The sequence below is a fragment of the Streptomyces sp. NBC_00207 genome (assembly GCF_045160965.1).
Taxonomy (GTDB): Bacteria; Actinomycetota; Actinomycetes; order Streptomycetales; family Streptomycetaceae; genus Streptomyces.
This window is the reverse complement of the sequence record NZ_CP130715.1, coordinates 3,192,272-3,205,500: the sequence shown is the minus strand read 5'-3', so window position 1 is coordinate 3,205,500 and position 13,229 is coordinate 3,192,272. Positions and strand designations below refer to the sequence as shown.

The 13,229-nt window shown below is 70.4% G+C and carries 9 protein-coding genes; 6 read left to right on the top strand and 3 right to left on the bottom strand.

The genetic code is table 11. The features are described 5' to 3' along the window. Positions 1-50: 50 nt before the first annotated feature. Together OG472_RS15220 and OG472_RS15215 are read right to left on the bottom strand one after the other, a co-directional pair. A complete protein-coding gene (locus OG472_RS15220; protein WP_401601486.1) occupies positions 51-1,091 on the bottom strand; it encodes a LacI family DNA-binding transcriptional regulator in 1,041 nt (346 codons plus the stop codon). A 26-nt stretch (positions 1,092-1,117) separates the two neighbouring features. Next, the gene (locus tag OG472_RS15215) at positions 1,118-2,893 is read right to left on the bottom strand and encodes a glycoside hydrolase family 13 protein (RefSeq protein WP_405941541.1); all 1,776 of its coding nucleotides are present in this window, start codon (positions 2,891-2,893) and stop codon (positions 1,118-1,120) included. Between the two features lie 222 nt (positions 2,894-3,115). Between OG472_RS15215 and OG472_RS15210 the strand changes: the two genes are divergently transcribed. From OG472_RS15210 to OG472_RS15190, 5 genes are read left to right on the top strand one after another with little or no spacing between them, the layout of a single operon-like run. After that, positions 3,116-4,387, top strand: a complete 1,272-nt coding sequence (locus OG472_RS15210; protein WP_401601481.1) for an extracellular solute-binding protein — start codon at positions 3,116-3,118, stop codon at positions 4,385-4,387. A 7-nt stretch (positions 4,388-4,394) separates the two neighbouring features. Then, complete coding sequence (locus OG472_RS15205; RefSeq protein WP_401601479.1) at positions 4,395-5,435, top strand: carbohydrate ABC transporter permease; 1,041 nt, start codon at positions 4,395-4,397, stop codon at positions 5,433-5,435. A gap of 2 nt (positions 5,436-5,437) precedes the next feature. Next, entirely contained in the window at positions 5,438-6,280 is an 843-nt protein-coding gene (locus tag OG472_RS15200) for a sugar ABC transporter permease (protein WP_401601478.1), read from the top strand. A gap of 47 nt (positions 6,281-6,327) precedes the next feature. Continuing rightward, complete coding sequence (locus tag OG472_RS15195) at positions 6,328-7,977, top strand: glycoside hydrolase family 13 protein (protein WP_405941540.1); 1,650 nt, start codon at positions 6,328-6,330, stop codon at positions 7,975-7,977. Continuing rightward, positions 7,974-8,975, top strand: coding sequence for a LacI family DNA-binding transcriptional regulator (locus OG472_RS15190; RefSeq protein ID WP_383572180.1), 1,002 nt, complete (start codon positions 7,974-7,976; stop codon positions 8,973-8,975). Before OG472_RS15195 ends, OG472_RS15190 begins: the two co-directional genes overlap by 4 nt. 67 nt (positions 8,976-9,042) lie before the next feature. On the opposite strand, the gene OG472_RS15185 is transcribed toward OG472_RS15190, so the two are convergent. Further along, complete coding sequence (locus OG472_RS15185) at positions 9,043-10,965, bottom strand: multicopper oxidase family protein (RefSeq protein WP_405941539.1); 1,923 nt, start codon at positions 10,963-10,965, stop codon at positions 9,043-9,045. 488 nt (positions 10,966-11,453) lie between these two features. Here OG472_RS15185 and OG472_RS15180 point away from each other — a divergent pair, with 488 nt between their 5' ends. Then, positions 11,454-13,166 carry a carbohydrate-binding module family 20 domain-containing protein gene (locus OG472_RS15180; protein WP_401601473.1) on the top strand — a complete coding sequence of 571 codons (1,713 nt, stop codon included), beginning with the start codon at positions 11,454-11,456 and terminating at the stop codon, positions 13,164-13,166. Positions 13,167-13,229: the final 63 nt, after the last annotated feature.

Sequence of the window (13,229 nt, the reverse complement as noted above, 5' to 3'; positions counted from 1 at the left end):
TCTCGCCTCCGATCATCCCTCGGGACGGTCTTCGGCGCAGCCGGTCCGTCTCAGGTACGAGACGCCGCGCGCCGCTGCCCCGGGCCGGAGGCCGTGGAGCCGCGCACCACCAGTTCCGGCAGGAACACGAACTCGCTGTGCGGGGCCGGGGTCCCGCCGATCTCCTCCAGCAGGGTCCGCACCGCCGCCTGCCCCATCGCCTGCACGGGCTGGCGGATGGTGGTCAGCGGCGGGTCCGTGAACGCTATGAGAGGGGAGTCGTCGAAGCCGACCACCGACACGTCCTGCGGCACCCGCAGCCCCTGCTGGCGGGCGGCCCGGATCGCGCCGAGCGCCATCATGTCGCTCGCGCACACGACCGCCGTGCAGCCCCGCGAGATCAGCGCGGCCGCGGCGGCCTGGCCGCCCTCCAGCGAGTAGAGGGAGTGCTGGATGAGCTCCTCGATCTCGGCCTCGCCGAGTCCGAGCCGCTCCTTCATGCCGAGCCGGAAGCCCTCGATCTTGCGGAGGACCGGCACGAAGCGCTTCGGGCCGACCGCGAGGCCGATGCGGGTGTGGCCGAGCGCGGTGAGGTGGGTGACGGCCAGGTGCATCGCGGCCCGGTCGTCGGGGGAGACGAAGGGGGCCTGCACCTTGTCGGAGAACCCGTTGATGAGGACATACGGGACGCCCTGCCCGCGGAGTTGGTCGTAGCGGCCCATGTCGGCCGTGGTGTCGGCGTGCAGACCGGAGACGAAGATGATCCCGGAGACCCCGCGGTCGACCAGCATCTCGGTCAGCTCGTCCTCGGTGGAGCCGCCGGGCGTCTGCGTGGCCAGGACCGGTGTGTACCCCTGCCGGGTCAGCGCCTGGCCGATGACCTGGGCGAGCGCCGGGAAGATCGGGTTGTCCAGTTCGGGAGTTATCAGACCGACGAGCCCCGCACTGCGCTGGCGAAGCTTCACGGGCCGCTCGTAGCCGAGTACGTCGAGCGCGGCCAGCACGGACTCGCGGGTGCCTGCGGCCACACCGGGCTTGCCGTTGAGCACGCGGCTGACTGTGGCTTCGCTGACCCCCGCCTGGGCTGCGATGTCGGCTAGCCGTGCGGTCACGGGATTGGACTGTACCGGTCGGACGTTCACAATGACCACCACGTGCACGAATCCGGGGGAAGCCGGACGGTGCGGCCGTCCGTCTCCACCGGGGCGCTGGAGAGTACGGGGCGTCCGGGCGCGGGAAGTTCGACCGGGTCGGGGCGGCCGTTGAGGGTGCAGGCGAAACCGGGGCGGGTGAAGAGGAGCACCCCCTCGGGCGCGGGCAGCCAGCGCATGCCGGAGCGGTACGGGGCTTCGGCGGCGGGACCGGTGCCCGCCTCCGGGGCGCCGAGGCCGGGCATCGCCCGGCGCAGTTCCAGGGCGGCGCGGTAGAGCTCCAGGGTGGAGTGGGGGTCGCCGGTCTGGGCGGCGACGGTGAGGCCGCCCCAGCCGGCGGGCTGCGGGAGCCAGCTCCCGGTCGGCCCGAAGCCGTACGGCGGCTCCGATCCGCACCAGGGAATCGGCACCCGGCACCCGTCCCGCAAGCCCTCCTGCCCGTCGGCCTCCGGCCCGGCCTGCGGACCGGCGGGCTGCAGCTCGGCCGCCGGTTCGGCGGGGGCTTCGGGGAGCTGGTGGCGGCGGCCGCGGCGGAAGGCCGGGTCGCGGCGGGATTCGTCCGGGAGGTCCAGGACCTCCGGGAGGCCGAGCTCCTCGCCCTGGTAGAGGTACGCCGAGCCGGGGAGGGCCAGCATCAGGAGCGCGGCGGCCCGGGCGCGGGCGAGGCCGCGGGCTCCGCCCCCGTACCGGGTGACATGGCGTACGACGTCGTGGTTGGACAGCACCCACGTCGTCGGGGCGCCGACGGAGGTGGTGGCGGCCAGGGACTCGTCGATGACGGTGCGCATCGCGGCGGGGTCCCACGGGCAATTGAGGAACCGGAAGTTGAAGGCCTGGTGGAGTTCGTCGGGGCGGACGTACAGGGCGAGGCGCTCGGAGGTGGGGGCCCAGGCCTCGGCGACGCCGATGCGGTCGCCCTCGTAGGAGTCCAGGAGCCGGCGCCACCCGCGGTGGATCTCGTGGACCCCGTCCTGGTCGAAGAAGGGGAGCGGCTCGGTCCCGATCAGGGTGGCCTGCGCGCCGCGGCCGATGTCCGGCAGGCCGGGGGCCTTGACCATGCCGTGGGCCACGTCGACGCGGAAGCCGTCGACCCCGAGGTCGAGCCAGAAGCGCAGGACGGACGCGAATTCGGCGGCGACCTCCGGGTGGCCCCAGTCCAGGTCCGGCTGCTCGGGGGCGAAGAGGTGCAGGTACCACTCTCCCCCGGCCTCCGGCCGGGAGGTGCCCCCCTCGCCTGCCGGCGCCGCGACCCGGGTCCAGGCCGGGCCGCCGAAGATCGACTCCCAGTCGTTCGGGGGCTCCGAGCCGTCGGCCCCCCGCCCCGGGCGGAAGAGGTAGCGCGCCCGCGCCGCCGGATCCCCGGCGAGGGCGGCGCGGAACCACGGGTGCTGCGCGGAGGTGTGGTTCGGCACCACGTCCACGATGACCCGCAGCCCCAGCGCGTGCGCGGCGCGGACGAGCTCGTCGGCGTCGGAGAGGTCCCCGAAGAGCGGGTCGACGGCCCGGTAGTCGGCGACGTCGTAGCCGCCGTCCGCCTGCGGGGAGACGTAGAAGGGGGTCAGCCAGACGGCGTCGACCCCGAGCCGGGCGAGGTGGGGGAGGCGGGAGCGGACCCCGCGCAGGTCGCCGACGCCGTCGCCGTCGCTGTCGGCGAAGGAGCGCACGTACACCTGATAGATGACTGCATCGCGCCACCAGCCACCGCTCGCGGTCGCGTTGCTGGAAGAGCTTGCAAGCTGGACGGCCGTCGACTCGTGGGTCATATCGGGGTCAACGCGGGTACACGCCCCCTGGTTGCGGGCCCGGGCAGTCGAAGGTGACTCGAACTAACAGCAAGCTGCGGCAACCGTACGGACACACGGATGTAACGATCGCCTCCGCTTGCAGAAAGTTTGCGCAAGCTCTTTCGGTCCTCTTTCAGTCTTGTTACGTTCCTGGCAACTCAGGACCGCGAGGGCGCGGCCGGGATCATCGAAGGAGTTCATATGCGGCGTGGCATAGCGGCCACCGCGCTGGTCGCGACCCTGGCGCTCGCGGCGACGGCTTGCGGCGGTGACACCAAGGACGACGGCGGAGCGAACGCCGGCGGCGAGCTTTCCGGCACGGTCACGTGGTGGGACACCGCGAACGACGCGGAGAAGGCCAGCTTCCAGAAGATCGCCGAGGCGTTCACCGCGAAGCACCCGAAGGTCACCGTCAAGTACGTCAACGTCCCGTACGGCGACGCGCAGAACAAGGTCAAGAACGCCTTCAGCAGCGGTTCCGACGCGCCTGACGTGATCCGTGCCGACGTCGGCTGGGTCGCGGACTTCGCCTCCCTCGGCTACCTCGACGAGGTCCCGGCGGACATGGCGAAGAAGGTCGACAGCGAGTTCCTGCCGCAGGCCGCGGCCAGCGGCAAGTTCGAGGGCAAGACCTACGCCGTGCCGCAGGTCATCGACACCCTCGGCCTCTTCTACAACAAGAAGATGCTCGCCGACGCCGGCGTCCAGCCCCCCAAGACGCTGGAGGAGCTGAAGACCGCCGCCGCCGCCATCAAGGGGAAGACCGGCAAGGCCGCTCTCTACCTGCGCGGCGACGACTCCTACTGGTTCCTCCCGCTGATCTACGGCGAGGGCGGCGACCTCGTCGACGCGAAGAACAAGGCGGTCACCGTCGACAACGCGGCGGGCGTCAAGGCCTTCAAGACCGCTCGTGACCTGGTCACCTCCGGTGCGGCGATCACCAACGCCACCGACGGCTACACCAACATGCAGACGGCCTTCAAGTCCGGCGAGGCCGCCATGATGATCAACGGTCCGTGGGCCGTCGCCGACACCTACGCCGGCGACCAGTTCAAGGACAAGGCCAACCTCGGCATCGCCGCCGTCCCGGCCGGCTCCGTCAAGGCCGGTGCCCCGCAGGGCGGCCACGACCTCGGCGTCTACGCCGGTTCCAAGAACCGCGCCGCCGCGCACGCCTTCGTCGAGTACATGACCTCGCAGGAGGTCCAGGTGCAGTCCGCCAAGGAGCTGAGCCTGCTGCCGACCCGTACCGCCGCCTACGAGCAGCCGGACGTCAAGGGCAGCGAGATGGTCCAGTTCTTCAAGCCGGCCGTGGACAAGGCCGTCGAGCGCGCCTGGATCCCGGAGAACGGCTCCCTCTTCGAGCCGCTGAAGGTCGAATACACCAAGGCGATCACCGGGGCGTCGAGCCCGGAGGACGCGGCCAAGTCGGCCGGCGTCGAGTTCCGCAAGATCCTCAAGGGCTGGAAGTAACGAAACCATGGCTGCTCACACCAGCCAGTCGGTGGCGAAGGCCGCGGGCGACGGAGTCGGAGACGACACCGCCGCCCGCGGCCGGAGCCGCAGGACTGACAGCAAGGCTCCCGGTGGGACCAAGGGGGGACTGAGGCGCGCCCTCGCCACCCACTGGTACGCCTGGACGATGATCGCCCCGGTGGTGCTCGTCCTCGGCGTGATCATCGGCTGGCCGCTCGTCCGCGGCATCTACCTGTCGCTGACCGACGCCAACGAGCGCAACGTCTCGCGCACCATCGGCGCCCGCCACATCGAGGCCACGTACGAGTTCGTCGGACTCGACAACTACGTGGACGTCCTCGGCGACCCGGTGTTCCTGCAGCGGCTGGTGTGGACGGTGGTGTGGACCGTCGCGTGCGTGTCCGTCACCTTCACGCTCGGCCTGATCCTGGCCAACATGCTCAACCGGGACTTCAGGGGCCGCGCCGCCTACCGGATGGCGCTCATCCTGCCCTGGGCCGTCCCCGGCTTCGTCTCCGTCTTCGCCTGGCGGTTCCTCTTCAACCGTGACAACGGCATCCTCAACAAGATCCTCGACGGTGGCGGCATCGCCGCGATCCCGTGGCTCGACGACCCGACCTGGGCCAAGTTCTCGGTCGTCGCCGTCAACGTCTGGCTCGGCGTCCCCTTCATGATGGTCGCCCTGCTCGGCGGACTGCAGTCGATCCCCGGCGAGCTCTACGAGGCCGCCGAGATGGACGGCGCCAGCGCCTGGCAGCGGTTCCGGCACATCACCCTGCCCGGCCTGCGCGCGGTGAGCATGACGGTGATCCTGCTCTCCACCATCTGGACCTTCAACATGTTCCCGGTGATCTTCCTGCTCACCCGCGGCGGACCGGGCGACTCCACCGAGATCCTGGTGACCCAGGCCTTCCGCGAGGCGTTCGTGTCGAGCCCGCGCGACTTCGCCGGCTCCGCGACCTGGGGCGTACTGATCCTCGCCCTGCTCATGATCTTCGCGCTGGTCTACCGGCGCTCGCTGCGCAAGCAGGGAGAGGTGTGGTGACCATGACCGACGCTCGTACCCGGGGCAGCCGTTCCCCGCTCGCCTCCGTAGGACTGCACCTCACCCTGCTCGGCGCGTCCGTCATCGCCGTGTTCCCGGTGCTGTGGATCCTGCTGACCTCCCTCAAGCCCGCCGAGCACGCGGTCACCACGGACTTCATCAAGGAACCGTCCCTCGGCAACTACACGTACCTGCTGGAGTCGAGCCACTTCCTCAGCTGGTTCGGGAACTCCGTCCTGGTCGCCGGCGTCACCACCGTCCTCGGTGTGTTCATCGCCGCCACCACCGGATACGCGGTCAGCCGCTTCAAGTTCCCCGGCATGAAGCCGCTCATGTGGACCCTGCTCATCACGCAGATGTTCCCCATGGCCATCCTCATCGTGCCGCTCTACAACCTGATGGGCGACCTCGGCCTGCTCAACCAGCCGATCGGCCTGATCATCACCTACCTCACCATCGCCGTGCCGTTCTGCGCCTGGATGATGAAGGGCTTCTTCGACACCATCCCGGTGGAGATCGACGAATCCGGCCGGGTCGACGGGCTCAACCCCTTCGGCACCTTCTGGCGGCTGATCCTGCCGCTGGCCAAGCCCGGCCTCGCCGTCACCGGCTTCTACGCCTTCATCACCGCCTGGGGCGAGGTCGCGTACGCCTCCGCCTTCATGGTCGGCGAGGAGAACCTCACCCTGGCCGGCGGCCTGCAGACCTTCGTCACCCAGTACACCTCCAACTGGGGTGCGATGAGCGCCGCATCGGTCCTCATCGCCATCCCCGCGGCGATCTTCTTCGTTTTCGCCCAGCGCCACCTCGTCGCCGGGATGACCGCAGGCGCCACCAAGGGCTGACCACCCGCCTGCTCCCGCATCACCGGCCCGACCTCTCCAAGGACGACATGACCCAGCACCTCGCCGACGCACTTCCCACCTCCACCGGCACCCTGCCCGGCTGGTGGAGAGACGCGGTGATCTACCAGGTCTATCCGCGCAGCTTCGCCGACTCCAACGGGGACGGCATGGGGGACCTCGAAGGCATCCGCAGCCGCCTGCCCTACCTCAAGGAGCTGGGCGTCGACGCCGTCTGGCTCAGCCCCTTCTACGCCTCCCCGCAGGCCGACGCCGGCTACGACGTCGCCGACTACCGGGCCATCGACCCGATGTTCGGCACCCTGCACGACGCCGACGCCGTGATCCGCGAGGCCCACGGACTGGGCCTGCGCATCATCGTCGACCTCGTCCCGAACCACTGCTCCGACCAGCACGAATGGTTCAAGCAGGCACTGCGCGAAGGCTCCGGGTCCCGGCTGCGGGAGCGCTTCCACTTCCGTCCCGGCAAGGGTGAGAACGGCGAACTGCCGCCCAACGACTGGGAGTCGATCTTCGGCGGGCCCGCCTGGACCCGGGTCGCCGACGGAGAGTGGTACCTGCACCTCTTCGCACCCGAGCAGCCCGACTTCAACTGGGAGCACCCGGCCGTCCAGGACGAGTTCCGCTCGATCCTGCGCTTCTGGCTCGACCTCGGCGCCGACGGCTTCCGCGTCGACGTGGCCCACGGCCTGGTCAAGGCGCCCGGACTGCCCGACCTCGGTGCCAGGGACCAGCTCAAGCTGCTCGGCAACGACGTCATGCCCTTCTTCGACCAGGACGGCGTCCACGAGATATACCGCTCCTGGCGCCGGATCCTCGACGAGTACGAGGGCGACCGCGTCCTGGTCGCCGAGGCATGGACCCCGACCGTCGAGCGCACGGCCCGCTACGTCCGCCCCGACGAGATGCAGCAGGCGTTCAACTTCCAGTACCTGACCAGCGACTGGGAGGCGACGGCGCTCCGCGAGGTCATCGACGGCTCGCTGGCCGCGATGCGCCCGGTCGGCGCCCCCACCACCTGGGTGCTGTCCAACCACGACGTGACCCGGCACGCCACCCGCTTCGCCAACCCGGCCGGCCTCGGCACCCAGCTGCGTGAGCCCGGGGACCGCGAGCTCGGTCTGCGGCGGGCCCGCGCGGCGAGCCTGCTCATGCTGGCGCTGCCCGGTTCGGCGTACGTCTACCAGGGCGAGGAGCTCGGCCTGCCCGACGTCACCGACCTGCCGGACGAGGTCCGCCAGGACCCGTCGTTCTTCCGCGCGGCGGGACAGGACGGCTTCCGCGACGGCTGCCGGGTCCCCATCCCGTGGTCGGGTACGCAGGCCCCGTACGGCTTCGGCACCGGCGGCAGCTGGCTCCCGCAGCCGGACTCCTGGGCGGAGCTGAGCGTGGAGGCGCAGACCGGCGACCCGTCCTCCACCCTGGAGCTGTACCGGACCGCCCTGCGGCTGCGCCGCGAGCGCCCGGACCTGGGCGCGGGCGAGTCGGTGGACTGGCAGGAGGCTCCCGCCGGAGTCCTGGTCTTCCGCCGCGGGAACTTCCTCTGCACCGCCAACACCACCGGCACGGCGGTACGGTTCCCCGTCGCCGGCGAGGCCCTGCTCTCCAGCGGCGAGGCGGTCGAGGACGGCGTGCTGCCGGCCGACACCACGGTGTGGTGGCGGGTGACGTCGGGGTGACCTCCCCCCTCCGGCTGACGGACATCGCCGCGCAGGCCCAGGTCAGCGAGGCGACGGTCAGCCGCGTGCTCAACGGCAAGGCGGGCGTCGCGGCCGGCACCCGGCACAAGGTGCTGGCCGCGCTCGACCTGCTCGGCTACGAGCGGCCCGTACGGCTCAAGCGGCGCAGCAACGGCCTGGTCGGACTGCTGATCCCGGAGCTCACCAACCCGATCTTCCCGGCCTTCGCGCAGGTCATAGAGCAGGCGCTGGCCGGGCACGGGTACACGCCGGTGCTGTGCACGCAGACCCCCGGCGGGGCCACCGAGGACGAGCTGGTGGAGCAGCTGGAGGCGCGCGGGGTCACGGGGATGGTCTTCCTGTCGGGCCTGCACGCGGACTCCCACGCGGACCCGTCCCGCTACCAGCGGCTCGCCGCGCGCGGGGTCCCCTTCGTGCTGATCAACGGCTTCAACGAGCAGATCAGCGCGCCCTTCGTCTCCCCGGACGACCGGGCGGCGGCCGACATGGCCGTGCGGCACCTGGAGGACCTGGGCCACAGCAGGATCGGCCTGGCGATCGGCCCGACGCGGTACGTGCCGTCGGCGCGCAAGGAGCAGGGGTTCCTCGCCGCCGTGCCGGAGGCGGAGGCGGAAGGCCTGATCCAGCGCACCCTGTTCACGGTGGAGGGCGGCCACGCGGCGGGCATGGCCCTGCTGGACCGCGGCTGCACGGGCATCGTGTGCGGAAGCGACCCGATGGCGCTGGGCGTCATCCGCGCGGCGCGCGAGCGGGGCCTGCGGGTGCCGCAGGACGTGTCGGTGGTCGGCTTCGACGACTCCCCGCTGATCGCGTTCACGGATCCGCCGCTGACGACGGTCCGCCAGCCGGTGCGCGCGATGGCGACGGCAGCGGTGGGCGCGCTCCTGGAGGCCGTCTCGGGCACCCCGGTCCAGCGCACGGAGTACGTCTTCCAGCCGGAGCTGGTGGTCCGGGGCTCGACGGCGCAGGTGCCGTAGACCTTCCGGCGGGGCGGTGCGGGCCTGTTCCGCCCCGCCGGGAGCCTGCCGCCGACGGGCGATGCCGTCAGTGGCCGTGACCGCCGCCGTGGCCGCCGTCGCCGCCCGGTTCCACGTCGGGGGCGCCGGGGTCGACGATCGTGAACGGGCGCATCAGGTCGTCGTCCTCGTGTTCGAGGAGGTGGCAGTGGTGGACGTACGTCGCCGGGAGCACGGTTGCGCTGTTCGGAATCCCGGCGATCTCTTCCATCGGCGGGCTCCACGGGTCGGTGACGATTCTGGTCACCGTCTCCGGATAGGACTTGAAGGTGTCCTTGTAGGAGAGCGCTTCGTCCGGGTCCGGCGGGATCGGCGGGCCGGTGAAGTAGTTCCCCAGGACCGGCTTGTCCGCCGCCTTGCGGCCCCCGTCGATCCACTTCTCGTAATCCGCCTGGTAGGCCGCCGCGTCGATCGGCTGCCTGTTCAGCACTTGGAAGTTGACGAGGTGGACGTGCATCGGGTGGGCGTCGTGGTTGGGATTGACGTACTCCCAGATCTCCTTCTCACCGGCCTTGATGAAGTCCTGGGACGGCTCCATGAAGGGCACCGCGTTGAACGTCATGGTGCTGAAGAGCTTGTGCTGGTACACGACCCATTCCCGCCGGTGGATCTCCGTTTCCGGCTCGATGGGTGCGACCGCCGGCAGTTTCAGCTTCCTGGGCGGCGTCGTCCGGTCCGCACCGGACAGCGGCTTGGTGACCTGGAACTGCATGACTTCCGAGATCTCCGGTCCCTGGCCGGGCACGCCCGGGTAGTGCACCGGTGCGTGGTAGTTCGTCAGCGTGAACTTCGAGCCCATGGGCATCCCGCTGAAGTCGACGATCAGGTCGTACCGCTCGGCCGGCCCGATCAGGAAATTCAGCATTTGCAGCGGGGCGCGGAATCCGCCGTCGGTGCCGATCAGCCAGAACGGAAGATTGGGCTGGAGCACCACGTCCCTGGGAGGGTCGATCCTCAGCCGCCAGAAGCGCTCGTTCGAGGCGTTGAGGATCCGCAGCCGGTAGCGCCGCGGTTCGACGGCCAGGAAGGGGTACGCCTTGCCGTTGACGACCGGGGTGTCCTCGCCCTCCTGCTGGGTCATGGTGTAGGCGAGCTTGCCGTCCGGGTGGAAGGTCCGGTCCTGCAGGATGAGGGGGACCTCGAACTCGCCCTGCGGCAGCCCGAGCCGCTCGTCGGCGGGGTCGCGGATGAGGTACAGGCCGGCGAGGCCCGCATAGACGTTGACGCTGGTCATCCCCATGCCGTGATCGTGGTACCAGAGCATGGACGAGCGCTCGTGGTTGGTGTACGCGCAGATCGCTTCGTTGCGTTTGACGCGGTCCGGTTCCAGCGTGGTGTAGGACTCGGCGTGGATACCGTCCGGGCTGAACGAATGCAGGGGCATTCCGTCGGACTGCGGTGGTGTGAAACCGCCGTGCTGGTGCACGACGTTCCATACGTTGACGTTCTCGGGAAAGGGCGGCTCGCTCGTGTAGGGAGGCGGGGCGATCGGGGCGAGCTGGGGGTCCCCGCTGCGAATCGCGTCGATGACGAACTGGAAGAGGTGCGTGGTCGGCAGCTTGTTCCGGTACTTGACGACCGTCGGCTGGTCCTTGATGACGCTGATGGTCGGCCCGAGATAGCCCATGCCGATCGGCCGGTGGCGATCGTCCGGATTCTTGGCCCAGTAGCCCCACACGTCGGCCGGCCCGAGGTCCCGGTGGAACTGCCAGGTGCCGGGCCGCATCGTGAACTCGTAGTAGTCCGCGCCCGGATAGGCGGAGGTGTCCGGGACGGCCGTCTCCGGCGTGGGCAGCGGGTCGACGAACTTCTCCAGCGGAGGAGTCTTCGGAATCGGGGCGTCCGAAGGCGCCGGTTCGTGACCGTGATGATGGCCGGGACCGGGATCCGCGTGCGCCTGTCCCTGACCGCTCCCCGAGAGCATGGCCGCACCCCCGGCGGCCCCGGCCATGAGGAAATTCCTTCGCCCGACCATCGTCTTCAGCCTTCCGTCGACGCCGTGTGTCCTCGAAGGCATATCGCGCCGGTTCGGAGGGTGCTGTCGCCGCACGCCGGTCCGGATGGAGAAGCGCCCGTTCAGCAGTAATCGGGCAGGAATTGAGATCGAGTTATTGTCGCCGGTCGAAAAACATCCCGCCCGGTGTGACCGGATGTTCCCGTCCCGTACGTACTCCACCCCCGCGGGCGATGCCGGTCGCGGGTGAGGCCGGCCGTGGGGCCCGGCCCGTACGTCGGGTGCCCGTACCCGGCGGGGGGAGGGTGTCGCGACCGTGTCCCGAGGCGTGAACTCGCTGTGCCGGGGCCGGAGTCCAGGGGCGCCGTGTAGCAGGACACGCCTCGGAAACAATTCTGCAATCTCTTGCGCAAACTCTTGCAGGGCTCCTACCTGGCCCCTACGGTCGCTCCAATCCCCACCTCTTCCGCCAGGAGGCCCCCCGCATGCCTGCCAGAGCCGTCAGAGCTGCAACATTTTGCGCCACCACCGCACTTGCCGCGGCCACCCTCACGGGCCTCGGGCCGCAGGCCGCCGCCGCGCCGCCCGGTGAGAAGGACGTCACCGCCGTCCTGTTCGAGTGGCGCTTCGACTCCGTCGCCAAGGCCTGCACCGATTCCCTCGGGCCCGCCGGGTACGGGTACGTGCAGGTGTCGCCGCCGCAGGAGCACGTGCAGGGCGCGCAGTGGTGGACCTCGTACCAGCCCGTCAGTTACAAGATCGCCGGGCGGCTCGGGGACCGGGCCGCCTTCAAGGCCATGGTCGACACCTGTCACGCCGCGGGCGTCAAGGTCGTCGCCGACTCCGTCATCAACCACATGGCCGGCCCGGCCGACGCCGGCGCCACCTTCACGGGCACCGGCGGTACTTCGTACACGAAGTACAACTACCCGGGCCTCTACTCCGGCGCCGACATGGACGACTGCCGGGCCTCGATCTCGAACTACCAGGACCGTGGCAACGTCCAGAACTGCGAGCTCGTGCAGCTCGCCGACCTGGACACCGGTGAGGACCACGTGCGCGGGCGCATCGCCGGGTACCTGAACGACCTGCTGTCGCTGGGCGTGGACGGCCTCCGGATCGACGCCGCCAAGCACATGCCCGCCGCCGACCTCGCCAACATCAAGTCCCGGCTCACCAACCCCGGCGTGTACTGGAAGCAGGAGGCGATACACGGGGCCGGGGAGGCCGTCTCGCCGAGCGAGTACCTCGGCAACGGGGACGTGCAGGAGTTCCGGTACGCCCGGGACCTCAAGCGGGTCTTCCAGAGCGAGAACCTCGCCTACCTGAAGAACTTCGGCGAGGCCTGGGGCTACATGCCCAGCGGGCAGGCCGGGGTCTTCGTCGACAACCACGACACCGAGCGGGGCGGCGACACCCTCAGCTACAAGGACGGGTCCGCCTACACGCTGGCCAGTGTCTTCGCGCTGGCCTGGCCGTACGGCTCGCCCGACGTGCACTCCGGCTACGAGTGGACCGACAAGGACGCCGGCCCGCCGAACGGCGGTGCGGTGAGCGCCTGTTACGCCGACGGCTGGAAGTGCCAGCACGCCTGGCGGGAGATCTCCTCCATGGTCGGCTTCCGCAACACGGCCCGCGGCCAGTCCGTCGGCAACTGGTGGGACAACGGCGGCGACCAGATCGCCTTCGGGCGCGGCACCAAGGCGTACGTGGTGATCAACCACGAGGGTTCCGCCCTGACCCGGACCTTCCAGACCTCGCTGCCGGGCGGCGACTACTGCGACGTGCAGAGCGGGCGGACGGTCACCGTCGGCTCGGGCGGGCAGTTCACCGCCACCGTCGCGGCCGGGACGGCCCTCGCCCTGCACGCCGGGGCCCGTACCTGCTCCGGTACCCCGGCGGGCTCCGCCGGGGCCTCCTTCGCCGTCAACGCCACCACCGTTCCCGGCCAGAACATCTACGTCACCGGTGACCGGGCCGAGCTCGGCGCCTGGAACACCGCCGCCGCCCTCAAGCTCGACGCGGCCGCCTACCCGGTCTGGAAGCTCGACGTCACCCTCCCGGCCGGCACGTCCTTCGCGTACAAGTACGTCCGCAAGGACGCCGCCGGCAACGTCACCTGGGAGAGCGGCGCGAACCGCACCGCCACCGTCCCCGCGAGCGGCAAGGTCGCGCTGACCGACACCTGGCGCAACTGAGCCGCCGCTCCACCGACCAGGGCCGCCCGGCACCACTCTCTCCCCGCCACCGCCGGGCGGCCC